The following is an 18735-nucleotide window of genomic DNA, read 5'->3' as shown; positions in this document are numbered from 1 at the left end:
GTGTCCCGATGCCTGCTGCCCGCAGGAACCCCCGCGCTGCCGGGCTCCCGCCCGCCGCCAGCGCCCCCGCCCGGCTCCGGATCGGAGTCGTCGGCGCCGGCCGCGTCGGCGCCGTCCTCGGGGCCGCCCTCGCCGCCGCCGGCCACGACGTGGTCGCCGCCTCCGGCGTCTCCACCGCCTCCGCCGAGCGCGCCGCCCGGCTGCTGCCCGGCACCCCGCTGTTGCCGGCCGACGAGGTGGTCGCCGCCGCCGACCTCGTGGTCCTCGCCGTCCCCGACGACACGCTCCCCGGCCTGGTCGCCGGCCTGGCCGAGACCGGCGCCTGGCGGGCCGGCCAGCTGGCGTTCCACACCTCCGGCGCGCACGGCCTCGCCGCGCTCGCCCCCGCCGAGCGGGCCGGCGTCCTCCCGCTGGCGCTGCACCCGGCCATGACCTTCACCGGCGCCCCCGAGGACGCCGACGGGCTCACCGGCGCCCCGTTCGGCGTCACCAGCCGCCCCGAGCACCGGCCGGTCGCCGAGACGCTCGTCCTCGAGATGGGCGGCGAGCCGTTCTTCGTCGCCGAGGCCGACCGGCGGCTCTACCACGCCGCCCTGGTCACTGGCGCCAACCACCTGGTCACCCTCGTCGCCGAGGCCGCCGACCTGCTGCGCGCGGCCGGCGTCGACGCCCCGGCCCGGGTGCTCACCCCGCTGCTCACCGCCGCGCTCGACAACGGCCTGCGCCGCGGCGACCGCGGGCTCACCGGCCCGGTCAGCCGCGGCGACGTCGGCACCGTGGCCGACCATCTCGAGACGCTCACCGAGCGGGCGCCGGAGTCCGTGGCCGCCTACGTCGCGATGGCGCAGCGGACGACCGAGCGCGCGCTGGCCGCCGGCCGGCTCAAGCGGCACGAGGGCGCGCCGCTGCTCGACCTGCTCTACGAGGCCCTGCCGCCTGCCCACCCCGCCACCCCGACTGACCCCGCGGGCTCCCGGTGACCGCCCGGCCCGCCGTCGCCGAGACCGCCGCGGACCTGCGCAAGCTGGTCGCGGAGCTGCCCGGACCGGTCGCCCTGGTCCCCACCATGGGCGCCCTGCACGAGGGGCACCGCACGCTGGTCCGCGCCGCCCGCGAGCGCGCCGGCAGCGTCGTCGTGTCGGTCTTCGTCAACCCGACGCAGTTCGGTCCCGGCGAGGACCTCGACCGCTACCCGCGCACCTGGGACGCCGACCTCGCCGCGCTCACCGAGGAGGGCGCCGACGTCGTCCTCCACCCGCCGGTCGACGAGGTCTACCCGCCCGGTGCGCTCGGCGTCACCGTCGACCCCGGTCCGCTCGGCAGCGTCCTCGAGGGCGCGGTGCGGCCCGGCCACTTCGCCGGCGTGCTGACCGTCGTCGCGAAGCTGTTCGGTCTGGCCCGGCCCGACCTCGCGTTCTTCGGCGAGAAGGACTACCAGCAGCTCACGCTGGTCCGGGCGATGGTCCGCGAGCTGGCGCTGCCGGTGGAGGTCGTCGGCGTCCCCACCGTCCGCGAGGACGACGGCATGGCGCTGTCGAGCCGCAACCGCTACCTGGCGCCGGAAGAGCGGGCCCGCGCCGCGACGTTGTACCGGGCGCTGCGTGCCGGGGCGGATGCCGGCCCGCAGGGCGCCGACGCCGTCCTCGCCGCCGCGCGCGCCGTGCTCGCCACCGCGCCCGACCTGGTGCCCGACTACCTCGAGCTCACCGACCCCGACCTGGGCCCCGCGCCGGCGGCCGGCCCCGCCCGACTCCTGCTGGCCGCCCGCGCCGGCAGCACCCGACTCCTCGACAACGTCCCCGTCACCCTGGGAGAACCCCGATGATGCGCACGATGCTGAAGTCCAAGATCCACCGGGCGACGGTGACGCAGGCCGACCTGCACTACGTCGGCTCGGTGACGATCGACGAGGACCTGCTCGACGCCGCGGACCTCATCCCGGGCGAGCAGGTGGCGATCGTGGACGTGACCAACGGCGCCCGGCTGGAGACCTACGTCATCCCCGGCGAGCGCGGCACCGGCGTCATCGGCATCAACGGCGCGGCCGCCCACCTGGTGCACCCCGGCGACCTGGTCATCCTCATCAGCTACGGCCTGATGGACGAGACCGAGGCCAAGAGCTACATCCCGAAGGTCGTGCACGTCGACGGCGGCAACCGCGTCGTCGAGCTGGGCGGGGACCCCTCGGCGCCGGTGCCCGGGGCGGACGACCAGCAGCGCAGCGACCTCGGCGTCCCGGTCCGGTGACCTCGCTGGCGGCGCCGTCGGTCACGGGCCTGCCCACCCGCCTCGCCGCCCCGGCGCCCGGGCTGATGGACGAGACCGAGGCCAAGAGCTACATCCCGAAGGTCGTGCACGTCGACGGCGGCAACCGCGTCGTCGAGCTGGGCGGGGACCCCTCGGCGCCGGTGCCCGGGGCGGACGACCAGCAGCGCAGCGACCTCGGCGTCCCGGTCCGGTGACCTCGCTGGCGGCGCCGTCGGTCACGGGCCTGCCCACCCGCCTCGCCGCCCCGGCGCCCGGGTGGGAGCTGTCGGCCGACGTCTGCGTCGTCGGCTCCGGCGTGGCGGGCCTGTGCGTCGCGCTGCACGCGCGGGCGGCGGGCCTGTCGGTCGCCGTCGTCACGAAGGTCCGGGTCGACGACGGCTCGACCCGCTGGGCGCAGGGCGGCATCGCCGCGGTCCTCGACCCCGCCGACACCCCGGAGGCGCACGCGCGCGACACCGAGGTCGCCGGCGTCGGGTTGTGCGAGCCCGACGCCGTCTCCGCGCTGGTGACCGAGGGCCCGGCCCGGCTGCACCAGCTCATCGACTGGGGCGCCGCCTTCGACCGCGACCCCTCGGGCAGGCTGCTGCTCACCCGCGAGGGCGGGCACTCCGCCGACCGGATCGTGCACGCTGGCGGCGACGCCACCGGCTCGGAGGTGCAGCGCGCCCTGCACGCCGCCGTCCGCAGCGACCCCGGCATCACGCTCGTCGAGCACGCCATGGTGCTCGACCTGCTCACCGACGACGCCGGCCGCGCCGCCGGCGTCACCCTGCACGTCCTGGGCGAGGGCACCGAGGACGGCGTCGGCGCGGTGCGCGCCCGCGCCGTCGTGCTCGCCACCGGCGGGATGGGGCAGGTCTACGCCGCGACGACGAACCCGTCGGTGTCCACCGGCGACGGCGTCGCCCTCGGCCTGCGCGCCGGCGCGGTCGCCACCGACCTCGAGTTCGTCCAGTTCCACCCGACGTCGCTGTACCTCGGCCCCGGCGCCCGCGGGCAGCAGCCGCTGGTCAGCGAGGCGCTGCGCGGCGAGGGCGCGGTGCTCCGCGACGGCGCCGGCGAGCGGTTCATGGTGGGCGTCCACCCGCTGGCCGAGCTCGCGCCGCGCGACGTCGTCGCCAAGGCGATCACCCGCGTGCAGCTGCGCGACGGCGTCGACCACGTCTGGCTCGACGCCCGCTCGGTGCCCGGCATCGAGCAGCGCTTCCCGACGATCGTCGCCAGCTGCCGGGTGGCCGGCGTCGACCCGTCCACCGACCTCGTGCCGGTCACCCCCGCCGCGCACTACGCCTCCGGCGGGCTGGTCACCGACCTGGCCGGGCGCACCACCGTCCCCGGCCTGTACGCCTGCGGCGAGGTGGCCTGCACCGGCGTGCACGGCGCCAACCGGCTGGCGTCGAACTCGCTGCTCGAGGGCCTGGTGTTCGCCGCCCGCATCGGCGCGGAGCTGGCCCGTTCCCTGCCGCCGGCGATGCCCGCCCGCGCGGCCGTCGCCGGCACGTCGGGGCTGCTCGACCCGGCCGGCCGGCGCGCGGTCACCGAGACCATGTCCGGCCGGGTGGCCGCGCTCCGCTCGGGCGCGGGCCTGGCCGAGGCCACCGCGCAGCTGGGCGCGCTCGCCGCCGGGCTGGCCACCGGCCCCGGCGCCACGCCGGGCGTGGACAGCTGGGAGGCCACCGACCTGCTCACCGTCGCCAGCGCCCTCACCGCCGCCGCCACCGCCCGCCGGGAGACGCGCGGCTGCCACTGGCGCGAGGACCACCCCGACACCGAGGCCGACTGGCGGGTGCACCTCGACGTCCGCCTCGACGCCGACGGTGCCCTGCGCCTGATCCGGCGCCCGGTCGGGGAGCCGGTGGTCGCCCCGTGGTGAGCCGCGACGTCGTGGACCGCGACCCGCGCTCGCTGGAGGGCACGGGGCTGTCGGAGTCGTGGGTCGAGGACCTCGTCGAGCGCACGCTGGCCGAGGACCTCGCCGGCGGCGCGGTGCTGCCCAGCGCGCCGGACATCGCGGTCTCCTACGACGTCACCAGCGCCGCCACCGTGCCGCCGGCGCAGTTCGGCACCGCCGACCTCGTCGCCCGGGCCGACGGCGTCGTCGCCGGCCTGCCGGTGGCCGCCCGCGTGTTCACCCGCCTGGCCCCCGGCGCCACGCTGACCGCGGGCGCCGCCGACGGCGACCGGGTGCGCCGCGGCGACGTGCTGCTCACCGTCCGCGGGCCGGTGCGCGCGCTGCTGGCCGCCGAGCGCAGCGCGCTGAACATCGCCAGCCGGGCCAGCGGCATCGCCACCGCCACCCGCGCCTGGGTCGACGCCGTCGAGGGCACCGGCGCCGTCGTCCTCGACACCCGCAAGACCACCCCGGGCCTGCGGCCGCTGGAGAAGTACGCGGTGCGGTGCGGCGGCGGGTCGAACAAGCGGATGGGCCTCTACGACGTCGCGATGGTGAAGGACAACCACGTCGCCGCCGCGGGCTCCGTGGCGGCCGCCGTGGCCGCCGTGCGGGAGCGGGCGCCGAGGGTGCCGGTGCAGGTCGAGGCCGACACCCCCGCCCAGGCGCTGGAGGCGGTCGAGGCCGGCGCGGACTTCCTGCTGCTGGACAACATGGCGCCGGCGCAGCTGCGCGAGGTGGTCGCGCTCGTGGGCGGCCGCGCGGAGCTGGAGGCCACCGGCGGCCTGACCCTCGCCGTCGCCCGCGAGGTCGCCGCGACCGGGGTGGACTTCCTCTCGGTCGGCGCGCTCACGCACTCCTCGCCGATCCTCGACCTCGCGCTCGACCTGCGGAGCTGACCGGCGTGCTGCTCACCGTCGACGTCGGCAACAGCCAGACCGTGCTGGCCACCTTCGACGGCGCCCGGCGGGTCGGGTGCTGGCGGGTGACGACGCACCCGCGGGCCACCTCCGACGAGCTGCGGATGCTCTGGCGCGGGCTGCTCCGCGACACCGAGGTCACCGGCGTCGCCGCGTGCTCCACCGTCCCGGCGCTGCTGCCCGCGCTGCGCCGGCTGCTGGACTCCCTCGAGGTGCCGGTCGTGCTCATCGGCCCCGGCGTGCGCACCGGCGTCCCGCTGCACGTGGACAACCCGCGCGAGGTCGGCGCCGACCGCGTTGTCACCGCGCTGGCCGCCCACGAGCTGTTCGGCCGCGCGCCCGACGGCAGCGGCCGCCCGGTCGTCGTCGTCGACTTCGGCACCTCCACCAACGTCGACGCCGTCGGCCCCGACGGGCAGTTCCTCGGCGGCGCGCTCGCGCCGGGGCTCGAGGTCAGCCTGGAGGCGCTGGCCACCCGTGCGGCCCAGCTGCGGTCGGTGGAGCTCACCGTGCCGCCGCAGGCCATCGGCAAGAACACCGTCGCCGCGCTGCAGTCGGGCGTGGTGCTCGGCTTCGCCGGCCTCGTCGACGGGCTGGTCGGCCGGATCGCCGGCGAGCTGGTCGCCCAGTTCGGCGACCCGCCGGTCGTCGTCGCCACCGGGGGACTGGCGCCGCTGGTGGCCGACAGCTGCCGCACGATCGGCGAGCGCGAGCCCGACCTGACGGTGATCGGCCTGCGGCTGGCCTTCGAGCGGCAGCAGACCCCCGGCCGCCGCTAGGAGGGGGCGGGCACCGCAGGCAGCACCGTGCCCAGGCCGATGCCGCGGGCGCGCAGCCGCCGCAGCTCCACCGTGGCCAGTGCCCCGCTGAGCAGCGGCCCGACGACGGCGAAGGCCACCGCCACCACCGGCGGCAGGGCCGCGTTCTCCGGGTCGGACAGGCCGGCAACCCCGAGGACGAGGACGACGGCCGCGACCGCGAGCTCGGTGAGCCCGCGCAGCGCCGGGTGCCCGTCCACCGCGCAGAACCAGTGGACGACGACGAGCCGGCCGGCCACCCACAGCGTCGCCCCGACCGCCACCACCGCCGTCCAGGCGAGCGCGAGCACCAGGAACGCGACGATCCCGTTCGGCGAGACGCGGTCGAGGACCAGCCAGGCCAGCGCCGCGGCCAGCACGATCCCGGCCACCGACCCGCCCAGACGGCCCAGCGGCACACGGAGGTTGGCCGCCTGCTGCCGGCGCAGTTGCGAAGGCGTGCGCAGCAGGATCAGCGCCATCGGCACGAGCATGGCCACGCCGCCGATCGCCGCGGACCGCAGCACGGAGAGGACGACGCGGTCGAGCTGGTCGCCCAGACCGCCGAGGCCGGCCCACTGCAGCTGGGCGACGGTGAGGATGGCGATGCCCCAGGCGCCCCGCAGCGCGGTCAGCCGCTCGAGCTGCGGGTCGCGGACCCCGAAACGGTCGGCCGGGGTGAAGAACCGCCGGTGGACCTCCGCGGTGCGCTGCCACACCGCCACGGTCCACGTGACGAGCCCGCTGACGACCCAGCCGACGACCGTGCCCACGCAGACCTCCGCGGTCCCGCTGCGCCGCCCGGCCCGGCGCGGTATCGGAACGGTAGCGGCCCGGCGGGCTGCGGGGGAGGGGAGCGCGCCGGGGGTGTCGCGGAGCACGGCCGTAGGCTCGGACGCCGTGACCGACGAATTCCCGGGCTCCCCGGACGACGAGCTCCCCGAACAGCTCCGGGTCCGCCGCGCCAAGCTCGACCGCCTGCGCGAGACCGGCGTCGACCCGTATCCGGTCTCGCTGGAGCGCACGACCTCCCTGGCCGACGTCCGCGCGAAGCACCCGGACCTCGAGCCCGACACCATGACCGGCGAGCGCGTCGGCGTCACCGGCCGGGTGATCTTCAGCCGCAACACCGGCAAGCTCTGCTTCGCCACGCTGCGCGAGGGCGACGCCGAGCTGCAGGTCATGCTCTCCCGCGACCGGGTGGGCGAGGAATCCCTGGCCGCCTGGAAGGCCGACGTCGACCTCGGCGACCACGTCCTCGTCACCGGCGAGGTGGGCACCTCGCGCCGCGGCGAGCTGTCGGTGTTCGCCGACTCCTGGCAGATGGCGGCCAAGGCGCTGCGGCCGCTGCCGGTGGCGCACAAGCCGATGAGCGAGGAACTGCGCGTCCGCCGCCGCTACGTCGACCTCATCGTCCGCGACGAGGCCCGCCGCACGGTGCGCCAGCGCGCCCAGGTGATGGCCGCGCTGCGCACCGGGCTCACCGGCCGCGGCTTCCTCGAGGTCGAGACCCCGATGCTGCAGACCGTGCACGGCGGCGCCGCCGCCCGGCCGTTCCGCACGCACATGAACGCCTTCGACCTCGACCTGTACCTGCGGATCGCGCCCGAGCTGTTCCTCAAGCGGTGCATCGTCGGCGGGCTGGAGAAGGTCTTCGAGATCAACCGCAACTTCCGCAACGAGGGCGCCGACAGCTCGCACTCGCCGGAGTTCGCGATGCTCGAGTTCTACGAGGCCTGGTCGGACTACCAGGGCGTGGCGCGCACCACCCGGGAACTGATCCAGGAGACCTGCGCGGCGCTGTTCGGCGACCACGTCGCCCGCCACCACGACGGCACCGAGGTCGACCTGTCGGGGGAGTGGCCGCAGGTGCCGCTCTACACGCTGGTCTCCGACGCCGTCGGCGAGGAGGTCACCCCGGAGACGCCGGTCGAGCGGCTGCGGGAACTGGCCGGGCGGCACGACGTCGGCGTGGACCCCGCGTGGCTGCCCGGCAAGGTGGTCGAGGAGCTGTTCGAGGCGCTGGTGCAGGACTCCCTGCAGGCGCCGACGTTCGTCGTCGACTACCCGGTCGACACCTCGCCGCTGACCCGCGCCCACCGCTCGACGCCGGGGCTGGCGGAGAAGTGGGACCTCTACATCGGCGGCCTCGAGCGGGGCACCGGGTACTCCGAGCTGGTCGACCCGGTGGTGCAGCGCGAACGGTTCACCCAGCAGGCGCTGCTGGCCGCGGCCGGCGACCCCGAGGCGATGGTCCTCGACGAGGACTTCCTCGAGGCGCTCGAGTACGGGATGCCGCCCAGCGGTGGGGTCGGCATGGGCATCGACCGGCTCATGATGACGCTGACCGGACTCGGCATCCGAGAGACGATCCTGTTCCCTTTGGTGCGCCCCATTTTCTGAAACACCCCGTACCGCCGTCGCGATTTCCTCCCCGAAATGGGCGACCCGCCGTCCCGTATTGACCGCGGGCGCCGATTCTGTGGTGGAATGTGCGCGCCGCCCATCTGAGCGGCATTGAATGTCCGGCCACGGGGGCCGAGAGGGAGTGAGGAAAGCAGAATGGCGCGCAAGGTCCAGGTGATCCTGAGTGACGACCTCGACGAGGACCTCCCCGCCGACGAGACGGTGAGTTTCTCGCTCGACGGGACGAACTACGAGATCGACCTGTCCGAGAAGAACGCGAAGGAACTGCGCGACGCCTTCTCCCGTTACGTGCAGGCCGCCCGCAAGGTCGGCCGCGGCGGCGGCAACCGCGCCTCCGGCGGAGGCCGTTCGCGCGCCACCGGTGGCGGCGGGCGCATGGACCGCGAGCAGGCCGGCGCGATCCGCGACTGGGCCCGCAAGAACGGCCACAACGTCAGCGACCGCGGCCGGATCCCGGCCAGCGTCGTCGACGCCTACGAGGCCGCCCACTGAGCAGTTCCCTCGCACGCCGACGCAGTCGGCGGTCGGCCCGTGTGGCGGGGGCGCGCAGCGTCCCCTCCCGCGGGCCGACGGGTCTCGGCTCCACGCAGGGCGACCCGGCACGTGGCCGCGGTGGAGGCCGGTAGGCCGACCGTGTCGTCGTCGCCGTCCGCTGTCGGCGTAACCGGATCGGAACACCTCTCGTCCACCATCGGTTGGACGGGACAGCCACCCACCGCACCGTCGGTCGCAGCCGACGGGACGGCGTGGTCCGTGACTACAGTGGAATGACCGGTGCCCCAGCGCGCCGACGGACGTCGGGTGCTCCTCCCCAGGAACGGGGAGGACAGTGCCGGACCAGCCGGTCAGAGGAGAAGCAGCAGATGTTCGAACGGTTCACCGACCGAGCCCGACGGGTGGTCGTCCTGGCGCAGGAAGAAGCCAGGATGCTCAACCACAACTACATCGGCACCGAGCACATCCTCCTGGGCCTGATCCACGAGGGTGAGGGCGTCGCTGCCAAGGCCCTCGAGTCCCTCGGCATCTCGCTCGAGGGTGTCCGCCAGCAGGTCGAGGAGATCATCGGCCAGGGCCAGCAGGCCCCGTCCGGCCACATCCCCTTCACGCCGCGGGCGAAGAAGGTCCTCGAGCTGTCGCTGCGCGAGGCCCTGCAGCTCGGCCACAACTACATCGGCACCGAGCACATCCTGCTCGGCCTGATCCGCGAGGGCGAGGGCGTCGCCGCCCAGGTCCTCGTGAAGCTGGGCGCCGACCTCAACCGGGTCCGCCAGCAGGTCATCCAGCTGCTCTCCGGCTACCAGGGCAAGGAGCCGGCCGCGGCCGGCGGCCCGTCGGAGGGCACGCCCTCGACCTCGCTCGTGCTCGACCAGTTCGGCCGCAACCTGACCCAGGCCGCGCGCGACTCCAAGCTCGACCCGGTCATCGGGCGGGCCAAGGAGATCGAGCGGGTCATGCAGGTCCTCTCGCGGCGGACCAAGAACAACCCCGTCCTGATCGGCGAGCCCGGCGTCGGCAAGACCGCCGTCGTCGAGGGCCTGGCCCAGGCGATCGTCAAGGGCGAGGTCCCCGAGACGCTGAAGGACAAGCAGCTCTACACCCTCGACCTCGGCGCCCTCGTCGCCGGGTCGCGCTACCGCGGTGACTTCGAGGAGCGCCTGAAGAAGGTCCTCAAGGAGATCCGCACCCGCGGCGACATCATCCTGTTCATCGACGAGATCCACACCCTCGTCGGTGCCGGTGCGGCCGAGGGCGCGATCGACGCCGCCAGCATCCTCAAGCCGATGCTGGCCCGCGGTGAGCTGCAGACCATCGGCGCCACCACGCTCGACGAGTACCGCAAGCACCTCGAGAAGGACGCCGCCCTCGAGCGGCGCTTCCAGCCGATCCAGGTGGGCGAGCCGACGCTCACCCACACGATCGAGATCCTCAAGGGCCTGCGCGACCGCTACGAGGCGCACCACCGGATCAGCATCACCGACGGCGCCCTCGTCGCCGCCGCGACGCTGGCCGACCGGTACATCTCCGACCGCTTCCTGCCGGACAAGGCGATCGACCTGATCGACGAGGCCGGCGCCCGGATGCGGATCAAGCGGATGACCGCCCCGCCGGACCTGCGCGAGTTCGACGAGCGCATCGCCGGCATCCGGCGCGAGAAGGAGTCCGCGATCGACGCGCAGGACTTCGAGAAGGCCGCGTCGCTGCGCGACAAGGAGAAGACCCTCCTGGCCGAGAAGGCCGAGCGGGAGAAGGCGTGGAAGGCCGGCGACATGGACGTCGTCGCCGAGGTCGACGACGAGCAGATCGCCGAGGTGCTGGCCAACTGGACCGGCATCCCCGTCTTCAAGCTCACCGAGGAGGAGACGACCCGTCTGCTCCGCATGGAGGACGAGCTCCACAAGCGCATCATCGGCCAGGAAGAGGCCATCAAGAGCGTCAGCCAGGCGATCCGGCGCACCCGCGCGGGCCTCAAGGACCCGCGTCGCCCCGGTGGTTCGTTCATCTTCGCCGGCCCCTCGGGTGTCGGTAAGACCGAGCTGGCCAAGGCGCTCGCGCAGTTCCTGTTCGGTGAGGACGACGCCCTCATCCAGATCGACATGGGCGAGTTCCATGACCGGTTCACCGTGTCGCGGCTCGTCGGTGCCCCTCCCGGCTACGTCGGTTACGACGAGGGTGGCCAGCTGACCGAGAAGGTGCGGCGCAAGCCGTTCTCGGTGGTCCTCTTCGACGAGATCGAGAAGGCGCACGCGGACGTGTTCAACACGCTCCTGCAGGTGCTGGAGGACGGCCGCCTCACCGACGGTCAGGGCCGGATCGTGGACTTCAAGAACACGATCCTGATCCTCACGACCAACCTCGGTACGCGGGACATCTCCAAGGCCGTGGGTCTGGGCTTCCAGGTCGGCAACGACACCCAGTCGAACTACGAGCGGATGAAGCTCAAGGTCAACGAGGAGCTCAAGCAGCACTTCCGGCCGGAGTTCCTCAACCGCATCGACGACATCGTCGTGTTCCACCAGCTGACCGAGGACGAGATCATCGAGATCGTCGACCTCATGGTGGCCCGCGTCGAGGGCCAGCTGGCGAACAAGGACATGTCGCTGGAGATCACGCAGGAGGCCAAGAAGCTCCTGGCGCACCGCGGGTTCGACCCGGTGCTGGGTGCCCGGCCGCTGCGCCGGACCATCCAGCGCGAGATCGAGGACGCACTGTCGGAGAAGATCCTCTACGGCGAGCTGACCGCTGGTCAGATCATCGTGGTCGACGTCGAGGGCGAGGGCCCCACCGCGAAGTTCACCTTCCGCGGCGAGGCCAAGCCGATCGACCTGCCCGACACGCCGCCGGTGGCCCTGGCCGTCGGCGACGACGAGGACGGCAGCGGGCCCACCAGCCTCAAGAAGGCCGAGTGACCCGGTAGCTCCACCGACGAGGGCCGCCTCCCGCACCGCGGGGGACGGCCCTCGCCGCGTCCGGGGGGGAGGTGAGCGGGGTGGCGCGCGGTGACCATCCACGTCGGACGCCGGTCTACGGCGGTCTGCTGATCGCCGCGGCGATGGTCGGCGCCACGCTGGTCGTCGTCGAGGGCACGGCGCTGCCGACGCCCCTGCGGGCGGTCCTGCTGGTCCTGGCCGGCGTCGCTGCCCTGGGCGGCTGGCTGCTGACCTTCCGCGACCTCACGCCGCGCCGGCGCTCAGGCCGGTAGCCCGAACCGCCCGTCGGCCGTCTGCTCGACCAGGCCGTCGGCCAGCAGCGAGTCCAGGCAGCGCGAGCGCTGCGCGGCGTCGTCCCACGCGTCGTCGAGCAGGGACGCCGCCACGGGGCCCTCAGCGGCCCGCAGGACGTCCAGCAGCCGCCCGCGCACCTGACGGTCGGTCCCCGCGAAGCGCTGCACCCTGCGGGCCGGACCCTCGTGCGCCGGCGACCCGGCCAGCCGCCACGCGCAGCGGTCCCGCACCGGGCAGACGGCGCAGCGCGGCGTGCGCGCCACGCAGACGAGCGCCCCGAGCTCCATTGCCGCCACCGAGAAGCGGCACGCCCGCTCCCGGTCGGCCGGCGCCAGCGCGGCGACGTCGGTCAGGTCGGACGCGCGGGCGGTCCCGGCCTCGGCGCGCCCGTGCACCAGCCGGGCGACGACCCGCCGCACGTTGGTGTCCACGACCGGCTGCGGCGTCCCGTGGCCGAAGCAGGCGACCGCCCGGGCGGTGTAGGTGCCGATGCCCGGGAGCGCCTCCAGGGCCGCCACGTCGGCCGGGACGGCGCCGCCGTGCCGCTCGGTGAGCGCGACGGCGGTCTCGCGCAGCCGCAGTGCCCGGCGCGGGTAGCCGAGCTTGCCCCAGGCGCGGATCACCTCGGCCGGCGACGCCGCGGCCAGCGCGGCCGGGGTGGGCCAGCGCTGCACCCACGCCTGCCACACCGGCTCGACCCGGGTCACCGGCGTCTGCTGCAGCATGACCTCGCTGACCAGCACCGCCCACGGGTCCACGCCGGGCCGGCGCCAGGGCAGGTCGCGGGCGGCGGTGTCGTACCAGTCGACGAGGGCGTCCCCGAGTCCGGCCGTGCTGCTCACAGGGGTCCAGTGTGCCCGGCCCTGCCGACGGCGTGCCCTCTCGGGACGGCTCGGAGGCGCGGACTACGGTCGCCTTCGTGCTGCACCCGGTCGGGCCCCTGCCGGCCGCCGTCTACTGGAGGCGGCGGCTGCTCGTGCTCGTCCTGCTCGTGGCCGTCCTCGGGGGCGGCGGCTGGCTCGGTGTGGCGCTGCTGACCGGCTCGGAGGGCACCGCGTCGGCCGCCGGGACGTCGGAGGCCGCGTCCTCGTCGTCGGCGGCGGAGCCCCCCGCGCTGGACCGGGTGGTCCCCTCGCTCGCGGGCGTGCAGACCCCCACCCCGCCGCCGGAACCGGCACCGGCACCGGCCGAGCCCGTGCCGCCGGCCGCTCCGGTGCAGGAGCCCGGCGCCCCGTGCTCCGACGACGTCGTCGCGCTGGAGGTCCGCACGCCGGGCACCGTCGCCTCGGGCTCCTCGCCGACCTTCGAGCTGGTCGTCACCAACACCGCGGCGGTGCCGTGCACGCGGGTGCTCGACGCGCAGCTGCAGGAGATGGTGCTGCTCGACGGGGCCGGCACCCGGGTGTGGGGCAGCAACGACTGCCAGCCCGCGAGCAGCGCCGACACCCGCACGCTGGCGCCCGGCGAGCAGGTGGTGTTCCCGCTGACGTGGAGCGGCCTGACCAGCGAGCCGGGCTGCGCCGCTCCGCGGGTGCCCGTGGCGCCCGGTCAGTACGTGCTGCGTGCCCGCCTGGACGCCAAGACCAGCCCCGACGCGGTCCTGACGGTCGCCTGACCGGCCCCGTCCCGAGGCTCGTCCCGAGCTCGCGAGGGACGGGGTCCTTGCTCAGCTGTAACGGTCGAGGATCGACGTCTCGGCCAGCCGGGACAGGCCCTCGCGGATGCCCCGCGCCCGGGCCTCGCCCACGCCCTCGACGGCCAGCAGGTCCTCGATGGTGGCCGCCAGCAGCTTCTGCAGGCCGCCGAAGTGGTCGACCAGCCGGTCGATGATCGCCGCCGGCAGGCGCGGCACCCGGGCCAGCAGCCGGTAGCCGCGCGGGCTGACGGGGGAGTCCAGCGCGTCGGCCGAGGTGGGCAGGCCGTAGCAGCGGGCGACGGCGGACAGGTCGAGCAGCTCGGTGGCCGACAGCGTGCGCAGGTCGGCGAGCACGTCCTCGATGGTGCGCGGCCGGCGGGTGCCCGCGGCGGGCAGGTAGTCGCGCACGAGCAGCGCGCGGTCCTCCTCGACGCCGGCGAGCATCTCGTCGAGCTGCAGGGCCAGCAGCCGGCCGTCGGTGCCCAGCTCGACGACGAAGCCCTCGATCTCGTCGGCGATGCGGCGCACCATCTCCAGCCGCTGGCTGACGCTCATCGCGTCGCGGACGGTGACGAGGTCCTCGATCTCCAGCGCCGACAGCGTGCTGGCGACCTCGTCGAGGCGCAGCTTGTAGCGCTCCAGCGCGGCCAGGGCCTGGTTGGCGCGGGCGAGGATCGTCGTCGGGTGCTCGAGGGTGTAGCGCCGGCCGGCCACGTAGACGCTGATGATGTGCATCGACTGGCTGACCGAGATGACGGGGAACCCGGTCTGCACAGCCACCCGCTCGGCGGTCCGGTGCCGGGTGCCCGACTCCTCGGTGGGCACGGTCGGGTCGGGCATGAGGTGCACGCCGGCTCGTACGATGCGCAGCCCGTCGGAGGACAGGATGACCGCGCCGTCCATCTTGGCCAGCTCGCGCAGCCGGGTCGCCGACAGGGCGACGTCGAGGGCGAAGCCGCCGGTGCAGATGGACTCCACGACCCGGTCGTAGCCCAGCACGATCAGCGCGCCGGTGCGGCCGGCCAGGATGCGCTCCAGGCCGTCGCGCAGCGCCGTCCCCGGGGCGATGCGGCCGAGGAGCTCGCGCAGGGCGACCTCGGAGTCCACAGCGGGGGGCACGGGCGCTCCTGACGTCGTCGTGGTACGGCGGCTGAGTCTACGTGGCACGCCGGCCGGCCGGTCGTGAGCGGGGTCTCGGGAGCGCGCTCACCCGGGGAAGAGCCCGGCGAGCGCGGCGCCCAGGTCGGGGACCTCCATGAGCCGGATGCCCTGCGGTGCCTGGCCGGCGTCCGGCGGCACCAGCGCGAGCCGGTAGCCCTGCCGGGCCGCCTCGGCCAGCCGCCGGCCGGTGCCGCCGACCCGGCGGATCTCGCCGGACAGCCCGACCTCGCCGAGCGCGATCATGCCCTCGGGCAGCGGGGTGTCCTTGGACGCCGAGGCGATCGCCAGCGCCAGCGCCAGGTCGGCCGCGGGCTCGGCGATCTTCACGCCGCCGACCGAGGCGGCGAAGACGTCGGCGTCGGCCAGGCGGATCCCGCCGCGCCGCTCGACGACGGCGTTCACCATCGCGACCCGCTGCGAGTCCAGCCCGCTGACCGCCCGGCGCGGGGAGCCGCCGCCGGCGCTCGTGGCCACCAGGGCCTGCACCTCGGCCAGCAGCGGCCGGCTGCCCTCCATGGTCACCGTGACGCAACTGCCCGGCACCGAGGCGGTGCGGCGGGAGACGAACAGGTGCGAGGGGTCCGGGACCCCGACCACGCCGCCGTCGCCGATCTCGAAGCAGCCGATCTCGTCGGCCGGGCCGAAGCGGTTCTTGGTGGCCCGCACCAGGCGCAGCGTGGAGTGCCGCTCGCCGTCGAAGGACACGACGACGTCGACCAGGTGCTCCAGCGCCCGCGGGCCGGCGATGGCGCCGTCCTTGGTGACGTGCCCGACCAGGATGGTGGTCATCCCGCGGGACTTGGCGACGGCGGTCAGCGCCGTGGCCACCGCGCGGACCTGGCTGGCGCCGCCGTCGGTGCCGTCGACGGCGGGGGAGCGGACGGTCTGCACGCTGTCGAGGACCAGCAGCGAGGGGTTGACCTGCTCGACGTGCGCGAGGACGGCCGACAGCTCGGTCTCGGCGGCGAGGTAGAGGCGGGGGTGCAACGCGTCGATCCGCTCGGCGCGCAGCCGCACCTGGGCGGCCGACTCCTCACCGGAGACCACCAGCGTGGGGCCGTTGGCCTCCGCGACCCGGTGCGCGACCTCGAGCAGCAGCGTGGACTTGCCCACCCCGGGCTCGCCGGCGACCAGCACGACGGCGCCGGGGACCAGGCCGCCGCCGAGGACCCGGTCGAACTCGGGGATCCCGGTGGGCACCGCGCGGGCGCCGGCGAGCTCGACCTGGGCGATCGGGCGGGCCGGTGCGGTCACCGGCCCGGCGGCGACCGCGCGCAGCGCCGGCGCCGGGGCGCTGACCTCCTGCAGGGTGCCCCAGGCCTGGCACTCCGGGCACTTGCCCATCCACTTCGCCGACGCGTAGCCGCACTCGGTGCAGCGGTGGGCGGGACGGGCGGACTTCACTCCGGAGGGGGGCACGCCGCCACGGTAGGTGCGGGTACCGACACTCCCGGGGAGGCCGACGCCGTCACTCGGCGACGGTGTCCTCCTCGTTTTCCGGGTTCTCCTCCTCGAGGCCCTCGTGGAAGTCGAACGGCTCGGGGCGCTCGAGCTCCTCCTCCGGGCCGGCCACGAGCACCTGCGTGGTGATCTCGCCGGCCTGCTCGAAGGTGAAGGTCATCGTGAGCGTCTGCCCGGCCGTCAGCTCCTCGCCGAGGTCCTGCAGCGTGATCGTGGCGCCGTCCTCGCGACCGATGTACAGCGCGGTGTCGGCGGGGAGGTCCAGCGACACCTCGGTGCTGGCCGAGGGGGTGGCGCTCGTCGTGGCGGGCGCGGCGGGGGAGGACCCGGGGGTGGCCCCGGTGCCGCCCGGCGTCGGCGTCGCGGTGGGCTGGTTGCCCGCCGGCGACGACGGCGAGGGGGTGGGCCCGGTCGCCGCGACCAGCACGCCGTCGAAGCCCTCGCCCTCGACCCCGGTCAGGGTGTCGTCGGCGTTCGAGGCGTTGATGATCGTGAGGATCAGCTCGGCGTCGTCGCCCTCCTCGTACCGGCCGCCCTCGGGGTAGGCGAGCAGCACCTGGCGCAGCAGGATGTCCTCCACCTGCGCCTGGGGGCCGACCTTGTCGCGGTCCTGGGTGCCGGTCTGGGTCACCTGTCCGCCACTGCACGCGCCGAGCGCGACCGGGCTGAGGACGAGGGCACCCATCACGGCGGCGCGCAGCGCGCGGTTCACAGCGGTCGACCTCCAGCGAGCACGTGCCGGCCACCGTGTGTTCGATGGCCCGAGTCGCGCCGAGCGTAACGGTCCCCCCACGATGTCCGCCGGGAGGTGAGGCCGATGGTGCGCCCCGGACCCGGCGGCGGCGCCGGGGAGCGCGACCCCGCCCTGGCCGACTTCCCCGAGCGGTCCCCGGCCACCCGCCGCTGGACCTTCGCCGACCAGCTGGGCCCGCACTTCCTCGACGCGCCCGACCAGCCCGTTCTCCTCGTCGAGTCCAAGGCCGTGTTCGCCCGGCGGCGGTTCCACCGGCAGAAGGCGCACCTGGTGCTCTCCGCGCTGCGCCACCGCGCCGCGGAGCTCGGCGAGCAGGCACACCTGCACCAGGTCACCACCTACGCCGAGGCGCTGGACCGCTACGACGAGCCGCTGAGCGTGTGTGCGCCCACCACCTGGAGCAGCCGCGACTACGTGCTGCGCCGGCCCGGCCTGCAGGTGCTCGCCGCCCGCGGGTTCGTCAGCAGCCAGGGCGAGTTCGCGCGCTGGGCGGAGGGCCGCGGCCGGCGCCGGCTGCTGATGGAGGACTTCTACCGCGACGCCCGCCGCCGCCTCGACGTCCTCATGGACGGCGCCGAGCCGGTGGGCGGCCGGTGGAACCTCGACTCCGAGAACCGCGAGCCGGCGCCGAGGGACGGCCGCTCGCCCGCCCCGGAGCCGTGGTGGCCGGCCGAGGACGAGATCGACGAGCAGGTGCGCGCCGACCTCGACCGCTGGGAGGCCGACGGCGAGGTCTCCTTCGTCGGCGACGACGGCCCGCGGCTGTTCCCGGTCACCCGCGAGGAGGCGCTCACCCGGCTGCACGACTTCCTCACCAGCCGGCTCGGCGTGTTCGGCCCGCACGAGGACGCGATGCTCGCCGGCGAGCGCTGGCTGGCGCACTCGCTGCTGTCACCGGCGATGAACCTCGGGCTGCTCGACCCGCTGGAGGTGGTGCACGCCGCCGAGGACACCGCCCGCACGGCCGCCGCCGACGGGCAGCCGCTGCCGCTCAACAGCGTCGAGGGGTTCGTCCGCCAGGTCATGGGCTGGCGCGACTACATCTGGCACATGTACTGGCACCTCGGCCGGGACTTCCGGCACGCCAACCACCTCCGCGCCACCGAGCCGGTGCCGGGGTGGATGGCCGAGCTCGACGGGTCCGCCGTCGACGCCGCGTGCCTGTCCGGCGTCCTCGGCGACCTGCGCCGCGACGGGTGGGTGCACCACATCCCGCGGCTGATGGTGCTCGGCAACTACGCGCTGCAGCGCGGCGTCGACCCGCTGGCGATGACCGACTGGTTCCACCGCACGTTCGTCGACGGCTACGACTGGGTGATGGTCGCCAACGTCGTCGGGATGAGCCAGCACGCCGACGGCGGGGCGCTGGCCACCAAGCCCTACGCCGCCGGCGGCGCCTACATCGACCGGATGAGCGACTACTGCCGCGGGTGCCGCTACGACCCGAGGCGGCGCCTGGGCGACGACGCCTGCCCCTACACCGCCGGCTACTGGGCATTCCTCGAGCGCAACCGCGAGCGGCTCGCCGGCAACCAGCGGATGCGCCGTCCGCTGCAGGGCCTGGACCGCTTGGACGACCTGCCGCTCGTCGTCGAGCAGGAGGCCGCCCGGGGCACGTCGGCACCCTGACGGGTGGCGCCGGTCCAGTCCGGCCCCGCACCTGCCGATGCCATCCCCGCACGGGGGACGGCACGGGAG

At 75.0% G+C, this 18735-nt stretch carries 18 protein-coding genes; 13 read left to right on the top strand and 5 right to left on the bottom strand.

Translation table 11 applies throughout. The annotated features are described in order from the left end of the window. Nucleotides 1–8: 8 nt before the first annotated feature. Genes FN207_RS08525 through FN207_RS08495 form a run of 7 tightly spaced genes read left to right on the top strand, consistent with a single transcriptional unit; the run spans nt 9 to nt 5858 of the window. Nucleotides 9–980: a Rossmann-like and DUF2520 domain-containing protein gene (locus tag FN207_RS08525; RefSeq protein ID WP_142457986.1), complete on the top strand. Its 972-nt coding sequence runs from the start codon at nt 9–11 to the stop codon at nt 978–980. After that, on the top strand, nt 977–1825 hold the full coding sequence (gene panC, locus FN207_RS08520) for a pantoate--beta-alanine ligase (RefSeq protein ID WP_142457984.1): 849 nt from the start codon (nt 977–979) through the stop codon (nt 1823–1825). The genes FN207_RS08525 and panC overlap by 4 nt, the downstream gene beginning before the upstream one ends. Continuing rightward, nucleotides 1822–2247 carry an aspartate 1-decarboxylase gene (panD, locus tag FN207_RS08515; RefSeq protein ID WP_142457982.1) on the top strand — a complete coding sequence of 142 codons (426 nt, stop codon included), beginning with the start codon at nt 1822–1824 and terminating at the stop codon, nt 2245–2247. Before panC ends, panD begins: the two co-directional genes overlap by 4 nt. Beyond that, nucleotides 2244–2462, top strand: a complete 219-nt coding sequence (locus tag FN207_RS08510) for a hypothetical protein (RefSeq protein ID WP_246065885.1) — start codon at nt 2244–2246, stop codon at nt 2460–2462. The genes panD and FN207_RS08510 overlap by 4 nt, the downstream gene beginning before the upstream one ends. Then, nucleotides 2459–4141 (top strand): L-aspartate oxidase, encoded by a 1683-nt coding sequence (locus FN207_RS08505; RefSeq protein WP_142457980.1) that lies wholly within the window; start codon nt 2459–2461, stop codon nt 4139–4141. The genes FN207_RS08510 and FN207_RS08505 overlap by 4 nt, the downstream gene beginning before the upstream one ends. After that, nucleotides 4138–5058, top strand: coding sequence for a carboxylating nicotinate-nucleotide diphosphorylase (gene nadC / locus FN207_RS08500; protein ID WP_246065884.1), 921 nt, complete (start codon nt 4138–4140; stop codon nt 5056–5058). Before FN207_RS08505 ends, nadC begins: the two co-directional genes overlap by 4 nt. 5 nt (nt 5059–5063) lie before the next feature. After that, the gene (locus FN207_RS08495) at nt 5064–5858 is read left to right on the top strand and encodes a type III pantothenate kinase (RefSeq protein WP_142457978.1); all 795 of its coding nucleotides are present in this window, start codon (nt 5064–5066) and stop codon (nt 5856–5858) included. Here FN207_RS08495 and FN207_RS08490 read toward each other — a convergent pair. Beyond that, entirely contained in the window at nt 5855–6649 is a 795-nt protein-coding gene (locus FN207_RS08490) for a hypothetical protein (RefSeq protein WP_142457976.1), read from the bottom strand. The two genes, FN207_RS08495 and FN207_RS08490, sit on opposite strands and share 4 nt — an antisense overlap. Before the next feature lie 127 nt (nt 6650–6776). Between FN207_RS08490 and lysS the strand changes: the two genes are divergently transcribed. The 4 genes from lysS (at nt 6777) to FN207_RS08470 (ending at nt 12003) form a co-directional block, all read left to right on the top strand. After that, nucleotides 6777–8279, top strand: coding sequence for a lysine--tRNA ligase (gene lysS, locus FN207_RS08485; protein ID WP_142457974.1), 1503 nt, complete (start codon nt 6777–6779; stop codon nt 8277–8279). Between the two features lie 159 nt (nt 8280–8438). Further along, nucleotides 8439–8795 (top strand): histone-like nucleoid-structuring protein Lsr2, encoded by a 357-nt coding sequence (locus FN207_RS08480; protein WP_142457972.1) that lies wholly within the window; start codon nt 8439–8441, stop codon nt 8793–8795. Between the two features lie 371 nt (nt 8796–9166). Continuing rightward, nucleotides 9167–11710 (top strand): ATP-dependent Clp protease ATP-binding subunit, encoded by a 2544-nt coding sequence (locus FN207_RS08475; RefSeq protein ID WP_142457970.1) that lies wholly within the window; start codon nt 9167–9169, stop codon nt 11708–11710. Between the two features lie 80 nt (nt 11711–11790). Next, nucleotides 11791–12003: a hypothetical protein gene (locus FN207_RS08470; protein WP_142457968.1), complete on the top strand. Its 213-nt coding sequence runs from the start codon at nt 11791–11793 to the stop codon at nt 12001–12003. On the opposite strand, the gene FN207_RS08465 is transcribed toward FN207_RS08470, so the two are convergent. Further along, a complete protein-coding gene (locus tag FN207_RS08465) occupies nt 11992–12867 on the bottom strand; it encodes an HhH-GPD family protein (protein WP_142457967.1) in 876 nt (291 codons plus the stop codon). The two genes, FN207_RS08470 and FN207_RS08465, sit on opposite strands and share 12 nt — an antisense overlap. 77 nt (nt 12868–12944) lie before the next feature. Here FN207_RS08465 and FN207_RS08460 point away from each other — a divergent pair, with 77 nt between their 5' ends. Then, on the top strand, nt 12945–13640 hold the full coding sequence (locus FN207_RS08460) for a MucR family transcriptional regulator (RefSeq protein ID WP_142457965.1): 696 nt from the start codon (nt 12945–12947) through the stop codon (nt 13638–13640). A gap of 51 nt (nt 13641–13691) precedes the next feature. Here the strand turns inward: FN207_RS08460 and disA are convergent, their stop codons facing one another. The 3 genes from disA to FN207_RS08445 all read right to left on the bottom strand — a co-directional run bounded on the left by disA (nt 13692) and on the right by FN207_RS08445 (nt 16995). Then, nucleotides 13692–14780 carry a DNA integrity scanning diadenylate cyclase DisA gene (disA, locus tag FN207_RS08455; protein ID WP_110908933.1) on the bottom strand — a complete coding sequence of 363 codons (1089 nt, stop codon included), beginning with the start codon at nt 14778–14780 and terminating at the stop codon, nt 13692–13694. 87 nt (nt 14781–14867) lie between these two features. Then, nucleotides 14868–16241, bottom strand: a complete 1374-nt coding sequence (gene radA, locus FN207_RS08450; protein ID WP_110908932.1) for a DNA repair protein RadA — start codon at nt 16239–16241, stop codon at nt 14868–14870. Between the two features lie 49 nt (nt 16242–16290). Continuing rightward, nucleotides 16291–16995: a copper chaperone PCu(A)C domain-containing protein gene (locus FN207_RS08445; RefSeq protein ID WP_142457963.1), complete on the bottom strand. Its 705-nt coding sequence runs from the start codon at nt 16993–16995 to the stop codon at nt 16291–16293. Between the two features lie 105 nt (nt 16996–17100). Here FN207_RS08445 and FN207_RS08440 point away from each other — a divergent pair, with 105 nt between their 5' ends. Next, the gene (locus FN207_RS08440) at nt 17101–18666 is read left to right on the top strand and encodes a cryptochrome/photolyase family protein (RefSeq protein WP_142457961.1); all 1566 of its coding nucleotides are present in this window, start codon (nt 17101–17103) and stop codon (nt 18664–18666) included. Nucleotides 18667–18735: the final 69 nt, after the last annotated feature.

Origin of the sequence: Geodermatophilus aquaeductus (assembly GCF_900182545.1) — a bacterium.
Classification (GTDB): Bacteria; Actinomycetota; Actinomycetes; order Mycobacteriales; family Geodermatophilaceae; genus Geodermatophilus; species Geodermatophilus aquaeductus.
Note: the sequence above shows the minus strand (reverse complement) of the source record. Positions and strands in the feature narration are given on the sequence as shown.

Bases quoted from the DNA above. Each gene is read 5' to 3' on its own strand.
- FN207_RS08525 (WP_142457986.1), top strand. From the start codon at position 9: ATGCCTGCTGCCCGCAGGAACCCCCGCGCTGCCGGGCTCCCGCCCGCC.
- panD (WP_142457982.1), top strand. From the start codon at position 1,822: ATGATGCGCACGATGCTGAAGTCCAAGATCCACCGGGCGACGGTGACG.
- FN207_RS08480 (WP_142457972.1), top strand. From the start codon at position 8,439: ATGGCGCGCAAGGTCCAGGTGATCCTGAGTGACGACCTCGACGAGGAC.
- FN207_RS08475 (WP_142457970.1), top strand. From the start codon at position 9,167: ATGTTCGAACGGTTCACCGACCGAGCCCGACGGGTGGTCGTCCTGGCG.
- FN207_RS08440 (WP_142457961.1), top strand. From the start codon at position 17,101: ATGGTGCGCCCCGGACCCGGCGGCGGCGCCGGGGAGCGCGACCCCGCC.